A 23064-nucleotide genomic window follows, 5' to 3' on the forward strand; every position below is an offset into this window, starting at 1 on the left:
CGGTTCAGCCTGCGGCGTAGTTGCGCAGGAACAGCGCCTCGGTGACCGACAGCCGCTCCAGCTCCTGCGGGGACACGCTCTCGTTGACCGCGTGGATCTGCGCCTCGGGCTCGCTCAGGCCGATGAGCAGGATCTCCGCCTGCGGGTACAGCCCGGCGAGGGTGTTGCACAGCGGGATGGAACCGCCCTGTCCGGCGTACTGCATGCTCTCGCCCGGGTAGGCGACCGCCATCGCGTCGGCCATCGCCTGGTAGGCGGGGCTGGTGGTGTCGGCGCGGAACGGCTGGCCCTGGCCGACCTGCTCGGTGGTGACCCGGGCGCCCCACGGCGTGTGCGCCTCGATGTGCGCCTGGAGCAGCTTGGTAGCCTCGGCGGCGTCCACGCCCGGCGGCACCCGCAGGCTGATCAGGGCACGGGCGGCGGACTGCACCGACGGGGTGGCGCCGACGACGGGCGGGCAGTCGATGCCGAGGACGGTGACCGCGGGGCGGGCCCAGATACGGTCGGCCACCGAGCCGTCGCCGATCAGCCCGACACCGTCGATCACCTTGGCGTCCGCCCGGAACTGCTCCTCGGTGTACTCCAGACCGTCCCACCGTGCCGTCGTGTCGAGACCGTCGACCGTCGTCGAGCCGTCCTCGGCGCGCAGCGAGTCCAGGACCCGGATCAGCGCGGCCAGCGCGTCCGGGGCGGCGCCGCCGAACTGGCCCGAGTGCAGGTTGCCCGCGAGGGTGTCGATCGCGACCCGGAGCAAGGTCATGCCGCGCAGGGTGGTGGTGACCGTCGGCAGGCCGACGCGGAAGTTGCCCGCGTCGCCGATCACGATCGTGTCCGCCTCCAGCAGCTCCGGGTGCTCCTCGGCGTACCGCTCCAGGCCGCCCGTGCCCTGTTCCTCGGAGCCCTCCACGATCACCTTCACATGGACCGGGACGCCACCGTTCGCCTTCAGCGCACGCAGCGCGAGCAGGTGCATGATGAAGCCGCCCTTGCAGTCGGCACTCCCGCGGCCGTACCAGCGGCCGTTCCGTTCGGTCAGCTCGAACGGCGGGCTGGTCCAGCCGGCCTCGTCCAGCGGCGGCTGTACGTCGTAGTGCGCGTAGAGCAGGACCGTCCTGGCACCCTCGGGGCCCGGCAGGTAGCCGTACACCGACTGGGTGCCGTCGGGGGTGTCGAGGAGGGCCACGTCCGTGAAGCCCTCGGCGTGCAGCGCGTCGGCTATCCAGTTCGCGGCGCCTTCGCTCTCGCTCTTCGGGAACTGCGCGAAGTCCGCCACGGACCTGAAGGCGACCAGTTCGGTCAGCTCCGCCTTGGCCCGGGGCAGCAGCGAGGCGACGGTCTCGGCGACCGGATTCGACGACATGGGCACGCTCCTCGTAGGTGCGACATTGAACTGCTGAGTGCACCGATCCTCCCACAGCGGCCTGCGTGGACGACCGCCGTAGGATGCGAGGGACAGGTTGGGCAGCGGCTTGATCGGAGCAGTAGACCATCGTGAGCGGCGAGAACTCTTCGGCGGACGACGTGCAGCGGGTGTGGGACGTCGTCGTGGTGGGCGCGGGACCGGCGGGGGCCTCGGCCGCCTACGCGGCGGCCGTGACCGGACGGCGCGTGCTGTTGCTGGAGAAGGCCGAGCTGCCCCGCTACAAAACGTGCGGCGGCGGCATCATCGGTCCCTCGCGCGACGCCCTGCCGCCCGGCTTCGAGCTGCCCTTCCGGGACCGCGTGCAGGCGGTCACCTTCTCCCACAACGGACGCTTCACCCGCACCCGCCGCTCCAAGCAGATGCTGTTCGGGCTGGTCAACCGCCCCGAGTTCGACCAGCAGCTGGTCGAGCACGCGCAGAAGGCGGGCGCCGAACTGCGTACGGGGGTCACGGTCCTGCGTGTCGAGCAGCACGGCTCGGCGGTGCCCGACCGGCGCACGGTCGCCGTGGTCCTCCAGGGCGGCGAGACGGTTCTGGCCCGCGCGGTCGTCGGCGCCGACGGCAGCGCCAGCCGCATAGGTGCCCACGTCGGGGTGAAGCTGGACCTGGTGGACCTCGGTCTGGAGGCGGAGATCCCGGTGCCGGAGACCGTCGCCCAGGACTGGAAGGGCCGGATCCTCCTCGACTGGGGGCCGATCCCGGGCAGTTACGGCTGGGTCTTCCCGAAGGGCGACACCCTGACGGTCGGTGTCATCTCCGCGCGGGGCGAGGGCGCGGCCACCAAACGGTACCTGGAGGACTTCGTCGCCCGGCTCGGCCTGGCCGGCTTCGAACCGAGCGTCTCCTCCGGCCACCTGACCCGCTGCCGGGCCGACGACTCGCCGCTGTCCCGCGGCCGGGTGCTGGTGTGCGGGGACGCGGCGGGTCTGCTGGAGCCGTGGACCCGTGAGGGCATCTCGTTCGCGCTGCGCTCGGGCCGGCTGGCGGGGGAGTGGGCGGTGCGGGTCGCCGAGGCGCACGACGCGGTCGACGCCCGTCGCCAGGCCCTGAACTACGCGTTCGCGATCAAGGCGGGGCTCGGCGTCGAGATGAGCGTCGGAAAGCACCTGCTGACCTTGTTCGAGCGCCGCCCCGGTCTCTTCCACGCGGCCCTCACCGGCTTCCGCCCGGCCTGGCGGGCGTTCCGGGACATCACCCAGGGGTCGGGGACGCTGGCCGAGATCGTGCGGTCCCACCCGATGGCCCAGCGCGCCCTGACCGCGTTGGACCGCAGGCGCGTCCCGGCGCAGGACGGCGTTGCGGCGCAGGACTCCGTCACTCCGTGACCGTGATCCGGAAGACGGGGTGGTCGCCGGCCGCCGCGGCGATCTCCTCGTCGGAGGACTCGGCCGTCACCCCCTGGAAGTACTGGTTGACCTCCCAGCCCCACTTCTCCAGGTAGGTCCGCAGGATCGGGAGCTTCTCCGCGTCGGGGAGCTCCACCGCGGTGAACGCGCGTACCTTCCGGCCCAGCCGCAGCTCCCCGCCGCCCGCCGCGCGCATGTTGCGCACCCACTGGGAGTGGCCGCGCGCCGAGACGAGGTACTGACCGCCCTCGTAGGTGTGCGGGTTCACCGGGATGCGCTGCATCTGGCCGCTCTTGCGGCCACGCACCGACAGCTCTGCGCTGCCCGCGAGGCTGATCCCGTGCCGGGCGAGCCAGCCGATCAACCCGTTCAGCCGCACGTTCAGCGCGCTGCCCTTGAGGTAGTAGGGCGAGGAAGAGGGCGAGGAAGGGGACGAGGAAGGGGACGAGGAAGAAGACGGCGACGCAGACGACATGGTGACCCTCACGGTTTGAGAGAGCGGTGCTCTCGGTTGATTCGAGTATGGGGAGATCGGCGCTCCAATGCAAGAGCACTGCTCTCGACTGTGTGCACTGCTCCGCCTGCGTGGCACACTGCTTGCATGAGCACCGCACAAGGCGCCCGCGCGCGGGCCAGAATCGAAGTCACCGCCGCCATCAAGGACGAGGCGCGCAGACAGCTCGCGGCCGAGGGCGCGGCCAGGCTGTCGCTGCGGGCCGTCGCCCGTGAGCTGGGCATGGTCTCCTCGGCGCTCTACCGCTACTTCCCCAGCCGCGACGAGCTGCTGACCGCGCTGATCATCGATGCCTACGACTCCCTCGGTGAGGCGGCGGAGACGGCGGAGGCCGCCCACCGGGAGAGGGCCGGCGCGGACCCTGCGCAGCGCTGGACCGCCGTGTGCGAGGCGGTACGCGAGTGGGCCCTCGACCATCCGCACGAGTACGCCCTGATCTACGGATCGCCCGTGCCCGGCTACTCCGCCCCCGAGACCACCGTCCCGTCCGCCGCGCGCGTCGGCCTGCTCCTCATCGGCATCGTCCGTGACGCGCACCAGGGGCCCGGCCTCGCCGAGCTCCCCCTACCCGCCGACCTGCGCCCCGAGGCCGAGCGCATGGCGGCGGACCTCGCGCCCGACCTGCCCCCAGAGGCGGCTGCGGCGCTGGTGGCGGCGTGGGCCCAGCTGTTCGGACTGGTCGGATTCGAGTTGTTCGGGCAGTTCCACCGGGTGGTGGAGGACCGGGCGACGTTCTTCCGGCACGCGGCGACCCGGCTCGCGCACGGGGTGGGGCTGCGCTGACGGCGTGGCGAGGGGGGCGTCGTACTCCCCGGGGAGTAGCTGTGATCACCTCGCCCGGCCGACGTCCTCCGCGACCGGCGGCGTCTAGCGTGGCGGTCATGGATGAGCAGTACGGAGGGGGTCCCTCGCGCCGGTGGCGGTACGGGCCCCCGCGGTGGCACAGCGCCGACGACCCCGAGCCGTACCGCGCCCGCCGGCCGTGGCGCTCCACCGTGCTGCTCACCGCGCTCGTGCTGATCGGCTCGAACTTCGCCGCGCACGACCAGCCGCACCGCCAGCCACTCGACCCCTACGCGCGCGTGCTGCTGCTCGTGGCCTCGCTGGTGCTGTTGTGGCGGCACCGCCACCCCGTTCTCGTGGTCCTCGGCACGACCGGCGCGACCCTGGTGTACCTGGCCGGCGGCTACCCCTACGGACCGGTGTTCGCGGCCGTCGCGCTCGGCTGCTTCACCGCCGTCGTCGCCGGGCACCGACGGGCCGCCTGGACGGCGGTCGGCCTGCTGTGGGCCGGGCACGCCCTGGTCGCGCTCTGGCTCTACCGCTGGCTGCCGCCCGCGGGGGACAGCAGGGCAGGTCTCGGCCAGGAGGCCGTCGCAGCCACCTGGGTGCTGGCCATCGTCGCGGTCTGCGAACTGGCCCGGGTGCGGCGCGAGCAGTGGGCGCGGGAACGCGCGGACCGCGCCCAGGCGGCCGGACGGCGCGCGGACGAGGAGCGGCTGCGGATCGCCCGTGAACTCCACGACGTCCTCGCCCACAGCATCTCCGTCATCAACGTCCAGGCGGGCATGGGGCTCGCGCTTCTCGACAGCAACCCCGAGCAGGCGCGTGCGGCGCTCACCACGATCAAGGCCGCCAGCAAGGAGGCGCTCGGCGAGGTGCGCCAGGTCCTCGACACCCTGCGCGCCCCGGGCGCCGCCCCGCGCGCCCCCACGCCCGGCCTGGACCGGCTGCCCGAACTCGCCGAACAGGCCGCGTCCGCCGGGCTGACCGTCGACATCGAGGGCGAGCCGCCCCGGCTGACACCCGGCGCGGACCTCGCCGCCTTCCGGATCGTGCAGGAGGCCCTCACCAATGTCGTACGGCACTCCGGATCGCGCCGCGCGCGCGTGCGGTTCGCCTACGACGAGGGCGAGGGCATCATGCGGCTGCGCATCGACGACGACGGACCCGTGACCGGCGCGGACACCGGCGGCAGCGGGAACGGGCTGGCCGGGATGCGGGAGCGGGCCGCCGCGCTGGGTGGCACCATCGAGGCGGGCCCGCGCCCCGACGGCGGTTTCCGGGTGCTTGCCGTACTGCCGTCGCACACCAAGGAGGACCAGTGATCCGGGTACTGCTCGCCGACGACCAGTCGCTGGTGCGGGCCGGTTTCAGGGCGCTGCTCGACGCGCAGCCCGGCATCGAGGTGGCCGCAGAGGCGTCGGACGGCGACGACGCCCTGCACAAGGTGCGCGAACTGCGGCCCGACGTCGTCCTGATGGACATCCGCATGCCCCTGCTGGACGGGCTGGCCGCGACCCGGCGGATCACCCAGGACCCGGAGCTGCGGGACGTGAAGGTGGTCATGCTGACCACCTTCGAACTGGACGAGTACGTCTTCGAGGCGATCCGTTCGGGCGCCTCCGGGTTCCTGGTGAAGGACACCGAGCCGGACGAACTCCTGCGCGCCGTAAGGGCGGTGGTGGACGGTGACGCACTCCTGTCGCCGGGCGTCACGCGCCGCCTGATCGCCGAGTTCGCCGCCCGCTCCAAGGAACCCGCCGCCGCGGACGCCCTGGCCCGGCTCACCGAGCGGGAACGCGAGGTGATGGCGCTGGTCGGCATCGGCCTGTCCAACGAGGAGATCGCCCGGCGCCTGGTGGTCAGCCCGCTCACCGCCAAGACCCACGTCAGCCGCACGATGGTCAAACTGGGCGCCCGTGACCGCGCCCAACTCGTCGTCCTCGCCTACGAGTCGGGGCTGGTACGGCCGGGCTGGCTGGGCTGACCCGCCTGCCGGAAGCGGACCAGCACACTCACCACCCGGGCCATGAAGACCACCGGGACGGCCGCCAGGCCGAGCCGCAGCAGGGCGGCCCCGAGCAGGCGCGGCAGATCGAAGAGCAGTGCGGGGCCGGCGACGGCCCCGAACACCACGGCCGCCGCGAAGGCCGCGCTGACCAGCGCGTACCCGATCTCCACCGTGGCCGCGTCCTGCTCGGCCCTGGTGCGCCGCCCCCCATGTCCCCCGGACGCATACATACCGTCAGTCTCACAGACGTGCGCCCGGCGGGGTCAACCGACTCCCACCGGACGCACGCACGGAGGCGGCCCCCTGTCAGTCGCGGACCGGCACGCGGTCCGCGTCCGCCTCCTTCACGGTGGACCTGGCGACGACGATCGTCGGCCGGCTGCGGCGGACCCGCAGCCCGGGGAGGGTGATCAGCAGGCCGGCCAGGGCGATGCCCGTGACGACCATGAAGCCGGGCCGGTAGCTGTCGAGGACGGCCTGCGCAGTGGCGTGCGCGGGGGCCTGCGCGGTCACCACGGCCGTCACCACGGCCAGGAAGATCGCCCCGCCCACCTGGATCGAGGTGTTCAGCAGGCCGGAGACCATGCCCTGCTCGCGGTCCTCGACCCCGTTGGTGGCCTGGATGTTGAGCGAGGGGAAGACCAGCGCGCAGGCCGCGCCGATCAGCAGCATCGACGGCAGGATGACGGCCGCGTACTCCGGGTCGAGGTCGATGCGCAGGAACAACGCGTACCCGAGGACCATCAGCGCGAACCCGGTCGCGATCAGCCGCTGGGTGCCGAACCGGTCCACGATCGCGCCGACCTTCGTCGACGACACCGCCACCAGCGTGCCCGCCGGCAGGAAGGCGAGCGCCGTGTGCAGGGCCGACCAGCCGAGCAGGGACTGCATGTACAGCGTGGTCAGGAACTGGAAGCCGACGTACGACCCGAAGAAGGCCACCGCGCCGAGCTGGGCACGGACCTGGTTGCCCGAGCGCAGCACGCCGAGCCGGATCAGCGGGCTCGGTGAGCGCCGCTCGATCAGGACGAAGGCGGTCAGCAGCACGGCGACCGCGAGGAACGACAGCAGGGTGCGGGCCGAGGCCCAGCCGGCCTCCGGTGCCTGGACGACCGTGAAGACCAGCAGCAGCATGGCCGCGGTGCCGAGGACCGCGCCCGGGACGTCGTAACCGTCGTGGTTCTCCTCGCGGGCGCTGCGCGGCAGCAGTCTGACCCCGGCGAGCAGGGCGACCAGGGCGATGGGGCCGGGCAGCAGCATGGTGAAGCGCCAACTCACCTCGGTGAGCAGACCGGAGAGCACCAGGCCCATCGAGAAGCCGGTGGCGGCGCAGGTGGTGTAGATGGAGAGCGCGCGGTTGCGCAGCGGGCCCTCCGGGAACGTCGTCGTGATGATCGACAGACCGGCCGGTGCGGTGAAGGCCGCGCTCAGTCCCTTGATGAAGCGGCTCGCGATCAGCAGCGGACCCGAGTCCACGGCACCGCCGAGCAGCGAGGCCAGGGCGAAGACGCCGAGGGCGACCAGGAACACCTGGCGCCGGCCCAGCAGATCGGCGGTACGTCCGCCGAGAAGGAGCAGGCCGCCGTAGCCCAGGATGTAGCCGCTGACGATCCATTGCAGCGTGGACGTGGACAGATGCAGATCGGAGCCGATGGACGGCAGCGCGACGCCGACCATCGAGACGTCGAGCGCGTCCAGGAACATCGCGGCGCACAGCACCAGCAGGGTGCCCCACAGCCGGGGAGTCCAGCGACCCGTCGAGGAAGGGGGCGCCGGGGTAGTGAGCGGAGAGGTCATGACACAGAGACTACATGCACATGCATCGAATGCAAGAGCATTTAATTCTTGTGCAATGACCTTGTTTCTCTGCTACGGTGCGGTCATGGCGGCGAAGAAGGCCGAGCAGGCGCTCGTGGAGCAGTGGCGGGGCATCCTGGACCTGCATGCCCGCACCCAGTGCGAGCTGGACCGGGCGCTCGGCGGACACGGCTTGTGTGCCAGCGACTTCGAGGTGCTCGACGTGCTCGCGGGGGGCGCGGCGGCGGACGGTGCCTGCGCCTACCGCGTGCAGGAGATCTCCGAGCGGGTCCATCTCAGCCAGAGCGCACTGTCCCGGCTGATCGGCCGCCTGGAGAACGACGGCCTGGTCGAGCGGGCCATGTGCCCGGAGGACCGGCGCGGGGTGCGCGTGGCGCTCACGGCGAAGGGGCGCGCGTTGCACGGTGAGGTACGGCCCGTGCAACGCGCGGTACTGGCCCGCATGCTGGCCGACTGACGAACCGTCGGATCGGCCGGGTTGCTCCTCGCCGTTAATCGATACCGGCCTTCGCCCGCCACAGCGACGCCAGCGAACGGTCGCCGGCCACCTGCGGCACCGGCACCCGGTTCCACAGCGCCAGGTACAACTCGTCGGCGGGCCCGGACAGTTCGGCATCGGCGGTGCCGGCCGTGTCCCTCGAGGTCACCGGCGGCTCGGCGCTGAGCCGTACGGTCCACACCGCGTCCGCGCCGCCGTCCTGCGCCCGCACCCGCAGCACCCTCGGCTCGTCCGTCCGTACCTGGCTCTTGCTGCGGGCGTGGAAACCGCGCAGCAGCTCGTCGATGCCGTCCACCGCGAAGTCCGTGGCGACCGGGGTGGCCGCAGCGCCCAGCGCGGCCTCGGCGTCGTACCGGTGCACGGTCGTCTCGTGCGCCTGCCGCCGGGTCCAGAACGTCAGCGGCGAGGGGCAGGGCGCCGGATGGAAGGTCCAGCACTCCAGGTCGGCGGGGGCGGCGTCCAGCGTGTCCACCAGCAGGCGGTGGCTGTCGCGGTACCAGGCCACCAGCTCGGCGCCGTCCAGGTCTGGGTCCTCCTCGAGGGGTCGCGGGGTGGCGAGCCCTTCGGTGACGAACCCGGCGGCCCACCGGTGTACTGCGCCCGTGTGCCGCAACAGGTCGCGCACCTGCCAGTCGGGGCAGGTCGGCACCTTGGCGTCGGTGCCCGCACGTTCGGCGGCTGCCGCCAGCAGGCGGCCCTCTCGGTCCAGTGTCTGCAGGTACTCAGCGATCTCCATGCGGCCGAGTCTGCAGGATGGACCCGGCTCGATGCCCGCGTTTTTCCCCTCGGGACCGTCATCGGGAGCGTGAGGGGACACGACGGCGACCGGGCCGGACGCGGGGCGCCGCTCGGCGTGGAGGTCGGGGTCCCGAGTGTCCGCCCCCCCGCACCGGCTCGCGGCCCCACACCAGCGGCGCGTACGCCTGCTTCCTCGGCGTGCGGGGCACCGGTCTTCCTCGGTGTGCAGGGCCTCGGCCGCGTCCGCGTCCGCGGCGGTCCCGCCTCGGCGTGCCCGACGGAAGGCCGAGTGCGCGAGGCTGGAGAGGACCCTTCCGTGCAAGGAGCCCACCCGGCCTGCCCGACGGGAAAGTTGGTGGGTCGCGAACTGCCGGCCTCGCTCAGCCGCTCATGACCCGCCGGGTCGACACCCCGACGGCGGCGGCCACGGCGGCCAGTACGGCGACGCTGGTGAGTGCGACGGGCAGGGAGAACCGGTCGGCCATGAGCCCGATCGCGGGCGGGCCCAGCAGCATGCCGCCGTAGCCCAGGGTCGAGGCCACAGCGACACCGGACGCACCGGCCAGGGCGCCGGCCCGTTCCACGGCGACCGGGAAGAGGTTGGCGAGGCCGAGTCCGGTGACGGCGAAGCCCAGCAGCGCCGCCCACACCGACGGCGCGAGCGAGCCGAGCAGCATGCCCGCCGCTGCGGTGGTACCGCCGGCGATCACAGTCCGGGCACGGCCGAGGCGCTCCAGCAGAGCCGTCCCGGTCAGCCGGCCGGCGGTCATGGCGAGTGCGAAACACGCGTATCCGGCCGCCGCCGAGCCCGACGAGGCCGCGAGGTCCTGCTGGAGATGCAGGGCACCCCAGTCGGCCATGGCCCCCTCGCCGTAGGCAGTGCACAGCGCGATCAGCCCGAACACCACGACCAGTCCCCGGGTACGGCCGTCCGCCGGGCGTGCCCCGCCACCGGTCTCCGGCAGCACACGTTCCTGGGGCACGGGAGGCTCGTGCCGCAGCAGCGTCCGCCCGGCGACACCCGTGACCAGCAGCCCGATCAGCGTCAGACCGGACAGGTGCCAGACGGGGGAGACCGCTCCGGCGACCAGTCCGCCGAGGCTCGCGCCGGCCATCCCGCCGAGGCTGAACGCCGCGTGGAAACCCGGCATGACCGGCCTGCGCAGCGCGGCCACCAGGTCGACGGCGGCGGTGTTGAAAGCCACGTTGACGCCGCCGTATCCGGCGCCGAAGAGCAGCAGGACGGCACCGAGCGCCGCCGCGGAGTGGGTGAGCGGGGGCAATGCGACACTGAGCGCGAGCACCACCATGCACACCACTGTCACCGGGTGACTGCCGTAACGGCGGCACAGCCTGCCGGTCAGTGTCATGGTGAGCACCGCGCCGGCGGACACCCCGAGCAGGGCGAGCCCGAGGGCGCCGGCGGAGGCGTGCGTCTGGTGCTTGATGTCGGGGATACGGACGACCCAGCCGGCGAAGACGAAGCCGTCCAGGGCGAAGAAGGCGGTGATCGCCGCGCGCAGACGAGTGAGATCGGTGCCCGGCAGGACGCTGTGCGAACGGGTTTTGTTTATTAGCGGCACAAAGTCACCCTAGAGATGTCCGACGGCGGCGACAAGGGTGTGGGGGTGTCTGGGGCGGTCGAGGTGTGCCGCCGGACGGTCTTGCAGGATCCAGGCTCCGGATCGCCCGGGACGGCCGCCGCCATGGCCGCACGCGTTCGGCACGCCCAGCTCGGCGGAGCTTCGGCCGGTGTCGGTCGGGACGGTGCGGAGGCAGAGGCCCGGGCCGGCCGCGACCGTCATGTTCGCGTGGGCCCACGCCCACGAGCCGGACGCTCCCGATGGCGCGGGAACTCGGCCGCGGGCGATGACCGGTGGGGGTCAGCGGCCCCGGTGCGCTGCCCTGCCGCCCCGGGAACCGAGGAGGAACTCGCCGAGTTCGAGAACGATGTGCCGACGGAGTTCGTGCGCTCCCGCCGTCGCGGATGCTCTCGGCCGCCACGACCAGGCCACGACTCGTCTCCTCGACGAGGCGGGCGGGGCAGGGAGTCGACGTGCCGGGCGAGCCCGCACCCAACGGTGATTCACTGGCGCGATGGGACCGTTCCACGAGTACCTCACGGACTGGGAGTTCGGCGAAGAGTGGCGGCCAGTGGTCGAGCGCCTCGCGGCCCGCGTCACGACCTGGCCCAGTGGGGCGCCGGAACCGGAAGACTTCTGCGTGGACTTCCCCGTCGACGGCCTGTGGACAGACGGCCTGCTGGTGTGGGTGAGCCTGGTCGACCCGTTGCGCAACAGGATCAGCACCTGTCTGGGCGGCCAGATCGACCGTACGGGTCTGCGCTGCGGCACCCTGAACCCCCACAATCCGGGAGACCGTCTCGACTGCCGCTTCGTCCTCCTCGGTGAAGGAAGATCCCTCTCTGCCCTGGCGGATGTGCTTCTGGACTGGGTGGCTGCCGAGGCCGCACGTCTCTCGACCGGTCGACCGCAACCCCCGCGCCCGTCGGGGTGCCGGCAACCGGAGGCCGGGCCACGGTTCGCGGATACACCGAAAGGCCGATGATGATGATCTGGAAGTAGCCGCCTCCGGCCGAAACCGGAGGCGGCTCGTCGTTCAGTACCGTGTCCTCAGTAGCGCAGGTTCAGCTTCACCGTGGCGCTCCTGCCGGTATAGGACTGGTGGATCTGCTCGCGCCTGCCGGAACCGCAGGCCTTCACCTCGTCCGCGTAGCGTTGGTTCTCGGGCCTGATCGTGACTGCCGCGCACAGGCCGTCGGACCGGGTGTCCTCCACCCACCCGTCGATGTACAGCATCTCGACCCCCTCGACCTTCCTGCACTTCAGTGTCCACGTGGCCACCCCGCCGTCGATCTTGGGGGAGTCGCTGTGAGGGCAGGTCGCAGCACTGGCCGGCGTCGCGCTGCCCACCACCGTCCCTCCGACCAGTGCAACGGCAGCCAGGGCGGTGCGAACAGACGAGGCCAGGCGCATGATGGGTCTTCCTTCCGTGGGGCCTGGAGCGAACATAGGAGGTTCTGGCTGCAGGCGGAGTGGTGCTACTCCCAAGGGGCGACTCAATGCGTCCTTCTGAGTGACACGGGCCGATGAGGGCAGCTGTCCACGCGGGCATCGGACACGTCGCTGCGGTACGGACGACGAGCACTCACCACCCGTGCAGCGACCGCCGACGCGCCGGCCACAAGAACATCACGGAACACCGGCTCCCCGGATCAGATGCCCTCTTGCAGCAGACTGCCGGCGCGGAGAGTCCGTTGATACAGGACGCGGTGACCGACACGGGTCCTGGTGACCAGTCCGGAACGGTGCAGGATCCCCAGGTGGTAGGAGACGCTGCTTGCGGCCAGGAAGTGACGCCCGCTCAGTTCCGTGGTGGTTCGAGGGGTCTCGAGGTCGGAGAGGAGCTTGGCCCGGGTCACGCCCAGCAGCGCACCTGCGGGAGACATGGCCGCGGGTTCGGTACCAGACTCCGGGGGAGCCGGGTAGACCAGCATCGGCTGCCTGCGTAACGGTCCGTGCGGAAGCGGATCGATGATCATGTGCAGGTCGGTGTTGAACACGGAAGGAGTGAGGACCAGGCAAGTGTTGTGGGCGATCCGTCCCTGAAAGCGGGTGATCAGACGTAGATGGTCATCGCCCCACATGATCCGGGGATGGAGGCTGGTGAGCATGCCGGCCAGGCCGTCCCGTGCGGTCGTGTGGGCTCGTCGGGTGATGTCCGCCTCGATACGGGCGCGCAGAGGCGCCCAGTTCGGCCCGATCGCCACCTGCCACAGCCGGTCCAGCTCCGCGGCCAAGCGCTCGGCGAACGCGCGCTCACCCTGTTGCACCGCATCCAGCACGGATCTGGGCGCGGGACTGCCCAGCACGTGCATCGACCTGTTTCCCTCGATCATGATCTGGAGCTCGATGCGCAGCCGCTCAGGGTCGGCGCCGGCCACCCTGTGCAACTCGTCCTGTACGGCCATCTCCGAGGCCTCGGGCTGCGGAGTGAGAAAGTCCGGGACGTAGTCCCACGATCCGCCGAACAGCGATGTGAGCAGGATCAGTTTCTCGTCGCGGAACGACTCTCGGAGCAGAGCGCTCCACCCTCTGGCACGGGACTGCACGCTCTTCCGGACCAGCCACAGGGCGTCGACCATGTTCCCGAGCGGCGAAATCGCCAGACGTGTGTTCGCCAGGGTCTGTGCGTCCATGTCGATGCGTAGCACGGCCACCCCCGTCGGGCCGCACCCCAGGCACGTGGCTCCGGGTACGGCCAACAAACTCGATCGAACCATGACGGCCGGAGAACCCCCCAGGCCCCGACTTGTGATTGTGCACTCAGGCATCGTCGGCGCGAGCAGCCTTGGCGAAGTATTTCCAGGAACAGCACTGGAGATGAGCACACACAGCCCTCAAGGCGTGCCCCGACTCGGATGCGGCGCCTGGAAAGTGCCGGGGCCGACCTCGTCGACCCGCGACTGCGGCACCGCCTGGTCCACACCATCGGCGCCCGCTGGGCCTTCCGCGGCCCCGCCGACTTCAGCCACACCTCACGGTTCCGGCAACCACTGGCCCGGCGAACGGGCCACTGCCGCTCTTCCCGCCGCGAGCAGCCACCTTCTCCGGAGGCCCCTTCTTGCCCTGGTGTTCGCCCTCTCCCCGCTATGGCTCGGGCTGAACGCCCAAGGCCGTCCCTGGCCGCTGACGGCCGCTGACGGCCGCTGCCGTGGCGGTTGCCGTCGGCGGTGCCCTGCTCAACGCCCTGGCGTCCGCCGCCGACGGCCGCATGCCCTACGGCCCTTGCGCCGCGGCAGCCGCTGGACCGGCCGCCGGACCCCGGACGGCCAAGAACGTGTCCGCAGGGCACACCGTGCGTCTGCTCGCACTCGGCGACACCATCCCTGTCCCGGCCCTGCACGCCGTGATCAGCATCGGCGACATCCTCCTGGCCGCCTCCGCCGTACTGCTCATCTCCACCGCCATGCACCACAACGCCCAGCCGCGCACGCCCGCTACGAACAGGGGACACCATGTCCAGCACCCTCACCTGGCGACGCCTGACCCTTATCGCCTTCGCTGTCGCCGCCGTCGCTGCCCTGCTCACACCCTCGGCGGAGCCCCCGACTGCACCGGCGGCTGACCCGGCCGCGCGGTGCCGCATGGCCCAGCGGCCGGACTTGGCGCGGTCCTCGGAGCCGGGACGCGCGGGTGGGGTGTGAACGCGGGGCGGATACAGGTCGGTTAATGCTTGCTCACGAGCTGGTTGCAGAGGGATGAGCAGGCCATGATGGGCCCATGACGTTGGCCTCGCGTGCGCTCGCGCTCTTGGCGACCTGGCCGGACCTGAGACCGGCCATGCCCAGCTGTGGTCTGGGACAGGCGGTGAGTTCGCCGCAGGGCGAGATCGCCCACTTCCACTCGGACCGTGATGTGGATCTGCGGCTGACCGACCGGGCCATCCGGCGGTTCGCCGGGAACTTCAAGGGCTCGGACGCCATCCGGGTCGTGCCGGGGTCGCAGTGGGTGACCCTGCGGCTCGACGCCGCGAGCGACGTCGACCTGCTGCTGACCCTGGTCAGCGTGGCGCTCCAGGCGCAACAGGTCTGGCCCGACCCCGGCGACCGGCAGCCGCTCGGCTGCAACGACCAGCGTGGCGCGGGGTTCGTGAAGGCGGACCTCGGCGGCATCTGACGCCGGCGGACGTCAGACCACCAGGACCTGGATGCCCGCGTCCTCGAAGCGGCCCACCGTGTCCTGGCTCACTGCCGTGTCCGTCACCAGCGTGCTCACCAGATCCGCCGCGCAGATGCGGGCGAACGCCCGTTGGCCCAGCTTGCTGGAGTCGGCGGCCACCACCACCCGCTCGGCGCGTTCGCACAGCAGCCGGTTGATCGCGGCCTCCGCCTCGTCGTGCGCCGCCGCGCCGTGCGTGACGTCGAAGGCGACGACGCCGAGGACCGCCACGTCGAGCCTGATCTGAGCGAGCACGCCGTCCGCGAGCGGGCCGATGAGTTCGTACGACTGTGCGCGCGCCACCCCGCCCGTCACCACGATCTTGAACTGGGGGCGTACGGCAAGCTCGTTGGCGATGTTGAGCGCGTTCGTGACGATCGTCAGCGCGGGTGAGCCGCTGCTCAGATCGCCGCGCACGGCGAGCGCCCGGGCCACCTCCGTGGTGGTCGTGCCGCCGGTCAGCCCCACCGCCTCGCCCGGCGCGACGAGGCCGGCGACGGCCTTGGCGATGCGCTGCTTCTCGGAGGCGCGGCGGGCCGTCTTGTAGCGCAACGGCAGCTCGTACGACACCCCGTGCACCACTGCCCCGCCGCGCGTGCGCACCAGCATCTGCTGCTCGGCGAGCTGGTCGAAGTCCCGGCGGATCGTCGCCGCCGACACCTCCAGTGCGGTCGCGGCCTCCTCGACCTCCAGCCGGCCGCGCTCGACGAGAAGTTCCAGCAGCGCCTTCCAGCGGGCGTCCCGGGACATCTGCAGCCTCCGTTCTCGGACCGTTCTCCGATCTCACGGCGACCCTAGCGCACCCCGCGCTGAGCTCGAATGCTTGATTGTGCTCGAAAAATAGCTATATCTTGCAGGAACAATCAGCTAGGGAGGGTGTGGCATGAGCCATGTCGAGCACGAGCTGAACAGCCAGCCCGAGTGCTGGACACGCGCGGCCGAGGAGGCCGGACGGCACGCCGGAGCGCTGCCGGCGCCGGGGGAGCGGGTCGCGTTCGTCGGGTGTGGGACGTCGTACTTCATGGCGCAGGCGGCGGCCGTCCTGCGGGAGAGCACCGGCCAGGGGGAGAGCGACGCGTTCGCCGCGTCCGAGTTCCCGCGCGGACGGTCGTACGACCGAGTCGTCGCCCTCACACGTTCCGGCACCACCACCGAGGTACTCGATCTGCTGGGCGCGTTGCGAGGAAACGCGCGGACCACGGCCGTCACCGCCGACCCCGCGACCCCCGTGACGACGGCGGCCGACGATCTCGTCGTACTGGACTTCGCCGACGAACGCTCGGTCGTCCAGACCCGCTTCGCGACCACCGCGTTCACCCTCCTACGCGCCCACCTCGGCCTGCACCCCGACACCGCCGTGGCCGACGCCCGTACGGCTCTGTCCGTTCCGCTGCCCGAAGGCCTGGTCGGCTGCACGCAGTTCACCTTCCTGGGCCGTGGCTGGACCGTCGGACTGGCCAACGAGGCCGGACTGAAGATGCGTGAGGCCGCGCTGTCCTGGACGGAGTCCTACCCGGCGATGGAGTACCGGCACGGCCCGATCAGCATCACCAGCCACGGCACGGCGACCTGGATGCTCGGCGAGGCACCCGACGGGCTGGAAGAACAGGTCCGCGGCACCGGCGGGCTGTGGGTCGCGGGCGGGCTCGACCCGCTCGCCGAACTCCTCCGCGTCCAGCGGCTCGCCGTCGCCGTCGCCGCCGCCCGCGGCCTCGACCCCGACCGGCCGCGCCACCTGACCCGCTCTGTGATCCTCGCGCCCTGACCAGCGCCTTTCAGGACGCATCACGACAGGCCGCCACACGAAGGGACAACACCGCCGTGCCCCTCGCGACCACCGCCGAGCTGGTCGGCCGCGCCGCCGGGAACCGCTCCGCCGTCGCCGCCTTCAACATCGTCACCCTGGAACACGTCGAGGCCGTCATCTCCGGCGCCGAGGCGACCGGGGTGCCCGTTGTCCTCCAGGTCAGCGAGAACGCCGTCAAGTTCCGCTACGGACGGCTCCTGCCACTGGCCCGGGCCGCGGTCGCCGCCGCCGAACGGGCCGACGTACCCGTCGCTCTGCACCTCGACCACGTGCAGAGCGACGATCTGCTGCGCCAGGCACCCGGCGCCGGCTTCAGCTCCGTGATGTACGACGCGGCCCGTCTGCCGTACGCCGAGAACCTCGCCGCGACGCGCGCCGCCGCCGACTGGGCCCACGCCCGGGGCCTCTGGATCGAGGCCGAGTTGGGACAGATCGGCGGCAAGGACGGCCGGCCTCCGCTGGACGCCCACGCGCCCGGCGCCCGCACCGACCCCGACCAGGCCCACGACTTCGTCCGCGGCACCGGCGTCGACGCCCTGGCCGTCGCCATCGGCAGCGCGCACGCCATGACGGTGCGCACCGCGGCCCTCGACCACCGCCTCCTCGAGCGGCTGTCCGCCGCGCTGACCGTGCCGCTCGTCCTGCACGGCTCCTCCGGCGTCCCCGACGACGGCCTGGTCGCCGCGGTCGCGGGCGGCATCGCCAAGGTCAACGTCGGCACCGCCCTGAACGTGGCGATGACAGGGGCGATCCGCGACTTCCTCGCCGCGCACCCCGAGGCCGTCGACTCCCGCAAGTACTTGAGTGTCGGCCGGGAGGCGATGGCAGGCGAGGTGAGCCGGATCATCGGCGTACTGGGCCGCGGGCCCGCCTGAGCCCGGGACCCTGGGCGCTAACCGTTCTTGACGGCCTTGAGCACCACGAACTTCGGGTCGCTGGCGACCAGCTGGGCGTTGCCGAAGAGCCGCTTCAGTTTCACGTGGTAGCCCAGGTGCCGGTTGCCGATCACCCACAGTTCGCCGCCGGGGCGCAGCGCGCGCTTCGCCCCGGTGAACATCCGCCAGGCCGTGGCGTCGGTGGTCGCCTGGTGGGAGTGGAACGGCGGATTGTTCAGGACGAGGTCCACGCTGCCGGGCGCCACCCCCGCCAGCCCGTCCCCGACCCGGAACTCGGCATGCCCCGGCACCCCGTTGGCCTTGTACGTCGCCTCCGCGGACGCCACCGCCTGGAACGACTCGTCCACGAACAGCACCTCGGCCGTGGGGTCGGCGAGCGCCACCGCCGTACCCACGACGCCGTTCCCGCACCCGAGGTCCACCACCCGTCCGGCGCCCGGTGCGGGCAGGTGCGCCAGGAAGAACCGGGTGCCGATGTCCAGCCGGTCGGCGCAGAACACGCCCGCGTGGTTGACGACCGTGTGACCCGAGGCCGGGCCGATGCCGTCCGGGAGCGCGTAGGTGTACGGCCACGGGTTCGCGGGCCGCTCACGCGACGGGTCCGGGGTGCAGAGGATCAGCCGCGCCTTCTGCTGCGCCAGCGAGGTCCGGGTCGGCCCGAGAACCCGCTCGAACAGCTGAAGCGTCGACGTGTGGATCTCCTTGACCATCCCGGTGCCCACCACGACCGTGTCCGCGTGCACGGCGGGCGCCAGCCGCAGCAACTGGTCCTCCAGCAGTGCCAGGCTCTTCGGTACCCGCACCAGCAGCACGTCCACGCGCTCCGGCGGCGGATCCTGGGTGGTGAGCAGCTGTACGACACCGGGCGCGACACCCGCCCGCGCCAGATTCACCCGGGTCGCCTCCTGGCTCAGGAAGGAGTCGGTGATCTGCGTCGGCCGGTGCTCGGCGAGCGCCGTGACCAGGGCGCCCCAGCGGTCCCCGACCACGACGACCGTGCCCGTGAGCGGCACCCCCTCCTCGGCCAGGTGCCGCAGCAGATACGCGTCGGAGGCGTCCCAGGCACGCAGCCGGTCGCGCGGATTCTCAGGGAAGCGGGACAGCTCGAACTCGCCCCACGGCGTCGTCATACGGTCGTTCATCGTGACTCCAGGCTAGCGGCCCCGGCCCGTCGGCCACGCTCGCACAGGATCGCCTTTGCCGGGACGATGCACAGCTCGGGCCGGTCGTGCGGGTTCTTGGGCGTTCAGGTGGAGCGTGGTCGCGTGGGTGGTTCTGGTGGGGCGAGATGGGCGGGGCTTTCCGGTGGTGCGTGGTCGTGCGGGTTCTTCGGGTGCATGAGGCGGGCGGTCCTTCCGGCGGGAACGGGCGTGTGGTCCCTTCGGGCAGGGCCGACGGTGCGGACTCGGGGCAGGCCATGTCGAGCGGGCCGTGGACGGGCCCGTCGCGCGGACTCTTGGGCAGGCCGAGGCGAGCGGGGTGTTCGGGCAGGATGGGAAGCGTGGACGTGGAGTTGTTTCCCAGAGAGCGGATGCGGGTCGCGGCCGGCGCCGTGCACGTGCCGGAATGGCTCGGCGCGGGACGGCAGCGGGAGCTGGTCGCCGCCTGCCGGGAGTGGGCGCGGCCACCGGCCGGACTGCGTACGGTCCGTACCCCGGGCGGCGGCACCATGACCGCCCGCCAGGTCTGCCTGGGCTGGCACTGGTACCCGTACGCCTACGCCCGCACGGTCGTCGACGGCGACGGAACCCCGGTGAAGCCCTTCCCGGACTGGCTCGGGGAGCTCGGCCGCCGCGCGGTGGCCGACGCACTCGGCCCGCGGGCCGTCCCCGCCGACCCGTACGACATCGCGCTGATCAACTTCTACGACGTCGGCGCCCGGATGGGCATGCACCGCGACGGCGACGAACGGTCACCGGCGCCCGTGGTGTCGCTGAGCCTCGGCGACGCGTGCGTCTTCCGCTTCGGCAACACCGAGAGCCGGTCCCGGCCGTACACGGACGTGGAGCTGCGCAGCGGAGACCTGTTCGTGTTCGGCGGCCCGTCCCGGTCGGCCTACCACGGTGTGCCGCGGGTCCACCCGGGCACGGCCCCGGCGGCGCTGGGCCTGACCGGTCGGCTGAACATCACCCTGCGGGTGAGCGGCCTGTAGAGAGCGGTGCAGGTCACGCCCGTCGAGGACCAGAGGACGCGGCGGCTGCGGATCATGGGAGACTCGCCCTCATGAGCGGCAAGGCGGACCCCCGGAAGGCGGGGGATGCGAGCACTTCCAGGGCACGGCTGGACCGGGGGCGCGGTGCACTCGGACCCGCGCTGGAACTGGTGCACACCGGGCGGGCACCGACCCGTGCCGTGCTCACCGCCGAGCTCGGCGTCACGCGGGCGACGGCCGGTGCGGTGGCCGCCGAGCTGGAGGCGCTGGGCCTGATCAGGGTCGACGCCCGGCCCGGCGCGGCGGCCGGGTCCCAGGGGCGCCCTTCGCACCGGCTGGAGGTCGCCGAGGACGGGCCGGTGGCGCTCGCCGCGCAGGTGCACGCCGACGGTTTCCGGGCGGCGCTGGTCGGTCTGGGCGGGCGCATCGTGGCGACCGCGCCCGGCTGCGAAACCGTGGACGCCGACCCGGCGAAGGTGCTCGGCTCGGTGGTGGAGGCGGGTGCCGAACTGCTCCGTACGACCGGTCGCCGCTGCGTAGGCGCGGGCCTCGCCGTACCGTCCGCGGTCGCCGAACCGGACGGCCTGGCCCTCAACCCGCTGCACCTGGCCTGGCCCGTGGGCGCCCCGGTCCGCCGTATCTTCGCGGAGTGCGTGCGCGCCGCAGGGATCGCCGGCCCGGCGTTCGCGGGCAACGACGTGAACCTCGCCGCGCTCGCCGAACACCGGCACGGCGCCGGCAGGGGCTCCCGGGACCTGCTGTGCGTGGCCACCGGGCACCGGGGTGTGGGCGGTGCGCTGGTCCTCGACGGCCGCCTGCACAGCGGGAGTTCGGGCCTCGCCCTGGAGGTCGGGCACCTGACCGTCAATCCCGAGGGCCGCCCCTGTCACTGCGGCAGCCGTGGCTGCCTGGACGTGGAGGCGGACCCGCTGGCCCTGCTCATCCAGGCAGGCCGCGAGCCCGGCCCTGAGGTGTCCCTGCTCCAGCAGGCCAACGACCTGTTGCGCACCCAGTACGCGGACCCGGCCGTCCGCACAGCCGCCGAGGCACTGATCGACCGCCTCGGCCTCGGTCTCGCGGGCCTGGTCAACATCCTCAACCCCGACCGGATCATTCTGGGCGGTCTGCACCGCACCCTCCTCGACGCCGACCCCGGCCGGCTCCGCGCGGTCGTCGCCGACCGCAGCCTGTGGGGCCAGAGCGGCGGTGTGCCGATCCTGCCCTGCACCCTGGACCACAACAGCCTGGTCGGAGCGGCCGAACTGGCCTGGCAGCCGGTACTGGACGACCCGCTGGGGGCACTGCGGTGACGGCTGTCCCGGCTTCTCCTGCCGCCCGGGCCGACCTTCCCTCGACTGCCGACACGCCCGGAGAACAGCCAGGTCATGAGTGACCTCGGGCGGGTGCATGCGGTGTGGTGGCCCGACCTTGTCGCTCTGCTGCCTGCGGACCCGTCGCTGTGAGCCGGTTACGCAGTGGCCTGGGCCGGGGTTGTGACGGGCGTCCGGCGGGGCCGGGTGACCAGCTCGCCGCCGCAGTTGGGGCAGGTGTGACGCATGGCCTCGGCACAGGCGACGCAGAAGGTGCACTCGTACGAGCAGATGCGGGCCGGACCGTCGGCCGGCAGCCCGGCTGACTCACAACGCTCGCAGCGGTCGCGCATCTCCAGGGCCATGGCGTGTTCCTCATCTGCTCGGTGCGGTGGGTCTGACGTCGGGCTTTCCCTCCATCCTCCCGACGGTGTGCGGGGCGGCCAGCCTCCTGCGGGACAGAGATCCACGCGATCGGGCCACCGTCCCCGCCCCCCCGTGCGCCGGCGGTCAGAGGCAGTCGGTCCCGAAGGCCTGCCCCGGATGCACCGTGAGGATGCGGTCCACCAGCTCCGCGCCCACCGCCTCCTCCAGCCGTGGCCGTACCCGGCGCAGCAGATACGGCATTCCAGGACCGCCGTCGACCGAGCGGGCCCCCGCGGTCACCGTGTCCCCGCCCAGCAGCAGCCGGTCCCCGAACCCCGCCTCCGCCAGGGCGCGTACGGCCTCCGGCATCCGCCAGTCCGTGGCGTGATGGGCACGGGACGGCCCGTCGAAGGCCAGCCAGCAGCCCGCCCGGGCGGCCTGGCGCTGCACCACCGGGTCGGGTGAGCGGTTCAGATGCCCCAGGATCACCCGGTCACCGGAGACGCCCAACTCGCCGCACAGCAGGTCGAGTACGTCCAGGGCTCCGGTTCCCAGCTCCAGGTGGACGGCGATGGCCACACCGGTGGCGTGGTGTGCCTCGGCCGCCGCTGTCATGGTCCAGCGGGCGTGTGCGTCAAGGGCGTGGAAGCCGCCCGCCACCTTGATGAACCCGGCGCGCACACCCGTCGTACCGATGCCCTCGGTCAGTTCGCGGACGAAGAGATCGGCCAGCCGGCCGCGCAGCCCCGCGAGCAACTCCGGGCTGTAGTGGGCGGCTTGGTGCAGGCCTGTCGCGCAGACCACATGCACCGCGCTCGCCCGGGACAGCTCCGGCAGGTCCGCAGCCCGCCGGCCCATGCCGTACGGGGTCCACTGCACGACGGCGGCGCCACCCGCGGCCCGGAAAGCGGCCAGTTCGGCCCCCGCGGCACGTGGGTCGTCCAGCTCCTGCCCCGGCAACCGCGGGCTGCGCAGGAAGAGATGGTCGTGCGCGTCGCACACGCCCAGCTCCTCGGGGCGTATGTCGGCCAGGACCGTACGGACCACGCTCACCACTGCTGCCCGCGCGGCAGCAGATGCCGCTCGGGCGCCGACAGGTGCAGTACCTCGAAGACGTCGCCCTCGGCCTTCAAAGGCGCGTCCACCCCGCCCTCCCAGAGCGAGAAGTGGACCAGCTCCCACGCGCGGGTGTCCACGACGGACGCCGCCAGCACCGCACCGTCCTCCGCGGCCAGTCGTGCGGTCTCGCCTGCGGCGTCCGCCATGAACGAGGCCAAGTCCACGCCCTCCGGAACCGGTTGGCGCCGTCGCACGGCGAACGCGGCCGCGGACCCGGCGGCGACGCCCTCCTCGAACGCCAGCCCCGTCCACTGCCGTACCTCCGGGCGCCCGAAGTCGTTGACGGGCCCCTGGAAAGTGCCTCCCCAGAGGAAGCGGTTCATGCCCTCCATGGTGTTCCAGAGGTAGAAGGGCCCGTACTGGTTCACCGGCGAACCGTGCACCCCCCGCTCACGCAGGATGTACGTCTTGATGCCGAGGCCGTCCCAGTCGTCCAGCAGATGCGCGACCCGGGCGACGCGGGAGCGGATGACGCCCATGTCGTAGTCGGCGGGCAGGGTGAACTCGTACTGCATTGCATGCATGTCGCGATACCTTTCTC

At 72.2% G+C, this 23064-nt stretch carries 25 protein-coding genes; 12 read left to right on the top strand and 13 right to left on the bottom strand.

Annotated features, from left to right (window positions below; translation table 11 throughout):
* Positions 1-4: 4 nt before the first annotated feature.
* Positions 5-1360, bottom strand: coding sequence for a dipeptidase (locus K7G59_RS12235; RefSeq protein WP_225833382.1), 1356 nt, complete (start codon positions 1358-1360; stop codon positions 5-7).
* A 131-nt stretch (positions 1361-1491) separates the two neighbouring features.
* Here K7G59_RS12235 and K7G59_RS12240 point away from each other — a divergent pair, with 131 nt between their 5' ends.
* Positions 1492-2748 carry a geranylgeranyl reductase family protein gene (locus K7G59_RS12240; RefSeq protein ID WP_225833384.1) on the top strand — a complete coding sequence of 419 codons (1257 nt, stop codon included), beginning with the start codon at positions 1492-1494 and terminating at the stop codon, positions 2746-2748.
* Here the strand turns inward: K7G59_RS12240 and K7G59_RS12245 are convergent.
* The gene (locus K7G59_RS12245) at positions 2738-3244 is read right to left on the bottom strand and encodes a nitroreductase family deazaflavin-dependent oxidoreductase (RefSeq protein WP_225833386.1); all 507 of its coding nucleotides are present in this window, start codon (positions 3242-3244) and stop codon (positions 2738-2740) included. The genes K7G59_RS12240 and K7G59_RS12245 overlap by 11 nt on opposite strands.
* A 126-nt stretch (positions 3245-3370) precedes the next feature.
* On the opposite strand from K7G59_RS12245, the gene K7G59_RS12250 reads away from it, so the two are divergent.
* From K7G59_RS12250 to K7G59_RS12260, 3 genes are all read left to right on the top strand, one after another.
* Positions 3371-4066 carry a TetR/AcrR family transcriptional regulator gene (locus tag K7G59_RS12250; RefSeq protein WP_225833388.1) on the top strand — a complete coding sequence of 232 codons (696 nt, stop codon included), beginning with the start codon at positions 3371-3373 and terminating at the stop codon, positions 4064-4066.
* A gap of 98 nt (positions 4067-4164) precedes the next feature.
* Positions 4165-5391, top strand: a complete 1227-nt coding sequence (locus K7G59_RS12255) for a sensor histidine kinase (RefSeq protein WP_225833390.1) — start codon at positions 4165-4167, stop codon at positions 5389-5391.
* Positions 5388-6053: a response regulator transcription factor gene (locus K7G59_RS12260; protein ID WP_225833392.1), complete on the top strand. Its 666-nt coding sequence runs from the start codon at positions 5388-5390 to the stop codon at positions 6051-6053. The genes K7G59_RS12255 and K7G59_RS12260 overlap by 4 nt, the downstream gene beginning before the upstream one ends.
* Here the strand turns inward: K7G59_RS12260 and K7G59_RS12265 are convergent.
* Complete coding sequence (locus K7G59_RS12265) at positions 6014-6307, bottom strand: DUF6332 family protein (protein WP_225833394.1); 294 nt, start codon at positions 6305-6307, stop codon at positions 6014-6016. The genes K7G59_RS12260 and K7G59_RS12265 overlap by 40 nt on opposite strands.
* A 76-nt stretch (positions 6308-6383) precedes the next feature.
* Positions 6384-7874, bottom strand: coding sequence for an MFS transporter (locus tag K7G59_RS12270; protein ID WP_225833397.1), 1491 nt, complete (start codon positions 7872-7874; stop codon positions 6384-6386).
* A gap of 85 nt (positions 7875-7959) precedes the next feature.
* Between K7G59_RS12270 and K7G59_RS12275 the strand changes: the two genes are divergently transcribed.
* Complete coding sequence (locus tag K7G59_RS12275) at positions 7960-8352, top strand: MarR family winged helix-turn-helix transcriptional regulator (protein ID WP_225833781.1); 393 nt, start codon at positions 7960-7962, stop codon at positions 8350-8352.
* A gap of 34 nt (positions 8353-8386) precedes the next feature.
* Here the strand turns inward: K7G59_RS12275 and K7G59_RS12280 are convergent, their stop codons facing one another.
* Positions 8387-9130 (bottom strand): maleylpyruvate isomerase family mycothiol-dependent enzyme, encoded by a 744-nt coding sequence (locus K7G59_RS12280; protein WP_225833399.1) that lies wholly within the window; start codon positions 9128-9130, stop codon positions 8387-8389.
* Between the two features lie 382 nt (positions 9131-9512).
* Positions 9513-10679 carry an MFS transporter gene (locus K7G59_RS12285; protein ID WP_225833782.1) on the bottom strand — a complete coding sequence of 389 codons (1167 nt, stop codon included), beginning with the start codon at positions 10677-10679 and terminating at the stop codon, positions 9513-9515.
* A 550-nt stretch (positions 10680-11229) separates the two neighbouring features.
* Between K7G59_RS12285 and K7G59_RS12290 the strand changes: the two genes are divergently transcribed.
* The gene (locus tag K7G59_RS12290) at positions 11230-11700 is read left to right on the top strand and encodes a hypothetical protein (protein ID WP_225833401.1); all 471 of its coding nucleotides are present in this window, start codon (positions 11230-11232) and stop codon (positions 11698-11700) included.
* A 65-nt stretch (positions 11701-11765) separates the two neighbouring features.
* Here the strand turns inward: K7G59_RS12290 and K7G59_RS12295 are convergent, their stop codons facing one another.
* Together K7G59_RS12295 and K7G59_RS12300 are read right to left on the bottom strand one after the other, a co-directional pair.
* A complete protein-coding gene (locus tag K7G59_RS12295) occupies positions 11766-12128 on the bottom strand; it encodes a hypothetical protein (protein ID WP_225833404.1) in 363 nt (120 codons plus the stop codon).
* Between the two features lie 239 nt (positions 12129-12367).
* Positions 12368-13351: a helix-turn-helix transcriptional regulator gene (locus K7G59_RS12300; protein ID WP_225833406.1), complete on the bottom strand. Its 984-nt coding sequence runs from the start codon at positions 13349-13351 to the stop codon at positions 12368-12370.
* Between the two features lie 515 nt (positions 13352-13866).
* Between K7G59_RS12300 and K7G59_RS12305 the strand changes: the two genes are divergently transcribed.
* Both K7G59_RS12305 and K7G59_RS12310 read left to right on the top strand, forming a co-directional pair.
* Entirely contained in the window at positions 13867-14280 is a 414-nt protein-coding gene (locus tag K7G59_RS12305; RefSeq protein WP_225833408.1) for a DUF5317 family protein, read from the top strand.
* 155 nt (positions 14281-14435) lie between these two features.
* Complete coding sequence (locus tag K7G59_RS12310) at positions 14436-14831, top strand: luciferase family protein (RefSeq protein WP_225833410.1); 396 nt, start codon at positions 14436-14438, stop codon at positions 14829-14831.
* 12 nt (positions 14832-14843) lie between these two features.
* Here K7G59_RS12310 and K7G59_RS12315 read toward each other — a convergent pair whose 3' ends face one another.
* Positions 14844-15623 carry a DeoR/GlpR family DNA-binding transcription regulator gene (locus K7G59_RS12315; protein WP_225833413.1) on the bottom strand — a complete coding sequence of 260 codons (780 nt, stop codon included), beginning with the start codon at positions 15621-15623 and terminating at the stop codon, positions 14844-14846.
* Between the two features lie 133 nt (positions 15624-15756).
* Between K7G59_RS12315 and K7G59_RS12320 the strand changes: the two genes are divergently transcribed.
* A complete protein-coding gene (locus tag K7G59_RS12320; protein WP_225833415.1) occupies positions 15757-16638 on the top strand; it encodes an SIS domain-containing protein in 882 nt (293 codons plus the stop codon).
* Between the two features lie 56 nt (positions 16639-16694).
* Positions 16695-17555: a class II fructose-bisphosphate aldolase gene (locus K7G59_RS12325; protein WP_225833417.1), complete on the top strand. Its 861-nt coding sequence runs from the start codon at positions 16695-16697 to the stop codon at positions 17553-17555.
* A gap of 17 nt (positions 17556-17572) precedes the next feature.
* On the opposite strand, the gene K7G59_RS12330 is transcribed toward K7G59_RS12325, so the two are convergent.
* Positions 17573-18706: a methyltransferase gene (locus K7G59_RS12330; protein ID WP_225833784.1), complete on the bottom strand. Its 1134-nt coding sequence runs from the start codon at positions 18704-18706 to the stop codon at positions 17573-17575.
* Positions 18707-19077: 371 nt separating this feature from the next.
* Between K7G59_RS12330 and K7G59_RS12335 the strand changes: the two genes are divergently transcribed.
* Positions 19078-19728, top strand: coding sequence for an alpha-ketoglutarate-dependent dioxygenase AlkB (locus K7G59_RS12335; RefSeq protein ID WP_225833419.1), 651 nt, complete (start codon positions 19078-19080; stop codon positions 19726-19728).
* A 71-nt stretch (positions 19729-19799) separates the two neighbouring features.
* A complete protein-coding gene (locus K7G59_RS12340) occupies positions 19800-21038 on the top strand; it encodes an ROK family protein (protein ID WP_225833423.1) in 1239 nt (412 codons plus the stop codon).
* A gap of 158 nt (positions 21039-21196) precedes the next feature.
* Here the strand turns inward: K7G59_RS12340 and K7G59_RS12345 are convergent, their stop codons facing one another.
* The 3 genes from K7G59_RS12345 to K7G59_RS12355 all read right to left on the bottom strand — a co-directional run bounded on the left by K7G59_RS12345 (position 21197) and on the right by K7G59_RS12355 (position 23047).
* On the bottom strand, positions 21197-21403 hold the full coding sequence (locus K7G59_RS12345; RefSeq protein WP_225833425.1) for a DUF1272 domain-containing protein: 207 nt from the start codon (positions 21401-21403) through the stop codon (positions 21197-21199).
* 145 nt (positions 21404-21548) lie between these two features.
* Entirely contained in the window at positions 21549-22457 is a 909-nt protein-coding gene (locus tag K7G59_RS12350; RefSeq protein ID WP_225833426.1) for a phosphotriesterase, read from the bottom strand.
* Positions 22454-23047, bottom strand: a complete 594-nt coding sequence (locus K7G59_RS12355; protein ID WP_225833428.1) for a DUF4865 family protein — start codon at positions 23045-23047, stop codon at positions 22454-22456. The genes K7G59_RS12350 and K7G59_RS12355 overlap by 4 nt, the downstream gene beginning before the upstream one ends.
* Positions 23048-23064: the final 17 nt, after the last annotated feature.

This window comes from Streptomyces sp. NK08204, assembly GCF_020400585.1.
Classification (GTDB): domain Bacteria; phylum Actinomycetota; class Actinomycetes; order Streptomycetales; family Streptomycetaceae; genus Streptomyces.

Coding starts and splice junctions, on each gene's coding strand:
- K7G59_RS12235 (WP_225833382.1), bottom strand. CDS start 1,360: ATGTCGTCGAATCCGGTCGCCGAGACCGTCGCCTCGCTGCTGCCCCGG.
- K7G59_RS12245 (WP_225833386.1), bottom strand. CDS start 3,244: ATGTCGTCTGCGTCGCCGTCTTCTTCCTCGTCCCCTTCCTCGTCCCCT.
- K7G59_RS12250 (WP_225833388.1), top strand. CDS start 3,371: ATGAGCACCGCACAAGGCGCCCGCGCGCGGGCCAGAATCGAAGTCACC.
- K7G59_RS12255 (WP_225833390.1), top strand. CDS start 4,165: ATGGATGAGCAGTACGGAGGGGGTCCCTCGCGCCGGTGGCGGTACGGG.
- K7G59_RS12265 (WP_225833394.1), bottom strand. CDS start 6,307: ATGTATGCGTCCGGGGGACATGGGGGGCGGCGCACCAGGGCCGAGCAG.
- K7G59_RS12270 (WP_225833397.1), bottom strand. CDS start 7,874: ATGACCTCTCCGCTCACTACCCCGGCGCCCCCTTCCTCGACGGGTCGC.
- K7G59_RS12275 (WP_225833781.1), top strand. CDS start 7,960: ATGGCGGCGAAGAAGGCCGAGCAGGCGCTCGTGGAGCAGTGGCGGGGC.
- K7G59_RS12280 (WP_225833399.1), bottom strand. CDS start 9,130: ATGGAGATCGCTGAGTACCTGCAGACACTGGACCGAGAGGGCCGCCTG.
- K7G59_RS12290 (WP_225833401.1), top strand. CDS start 11,230: ATGGGACCGTTCCACGAGTACCTCACGGACTGGGAGTTCGGCGAAGAG.
- K7G59_RS12295 (WP_225833404.1), bottom strand. CDS start 12,128: ATGCGCCTGGCCTCGTCTGTTCGCACCGCCCTGGCTGCCGTTGCACTG.
- K7G59_RS12300 (WP_225833406.1), bottom strand. CDS start 13,351: ATGGACGCACAGACCCTGGCGAACACACGTCTGGCGATTTCGCCGCTC.
- K7G59_RS12310 (WP_225833410.1), top strand. CDS start 14,436: ATGACGTTGGCCTCGCGTGCGCTCGCGCTCTTGGCGACCTGGCCGGAC.
- K7G59_RS12315 (WP_225833413.1), bottom strand. CDS start 15,623: ATGTCCCGGGACGCCCGCTGGAAGGCGCTGCTGGAACTTCTCGTCGAG.
- K7G59_RS12320 (WP_225833415.1), top strand. CDS start 15,757: ATGAGCCATGTCGAGCACGAGCTGAACAGCCAGCCCGAGTGCTGGACA.
- K7G59_RS12330 (WP_225833784.1), bottom strand. CDS start 18,706: ATGACGACGCCGTGGGGCGAGTTCGAGCTGTCCCGCTTCCCTGAGAAT.
- K7G59_RS12340 (WP_225833423.1), top strand. CDS start 19,800: ATGAGCGGCAAGGCGGACCCCCGGAAGGCGGGGGATGCGAGCACTTCC.
- K7G59_RS12345 (WP_225833425.1), bottom strand. CDS start 21,403: ATGGCCCTGGAGATGCGCGACCGCTGCGAGCGTTGTGAGTCAGCCGGG.
- K7G59_RS12355 (WP_225833428.1), bottom strand. CDS start 23,047: ATGCATGCAATGCAGTACGAGTTCACCCTGCCCGCCGACTACGACATG.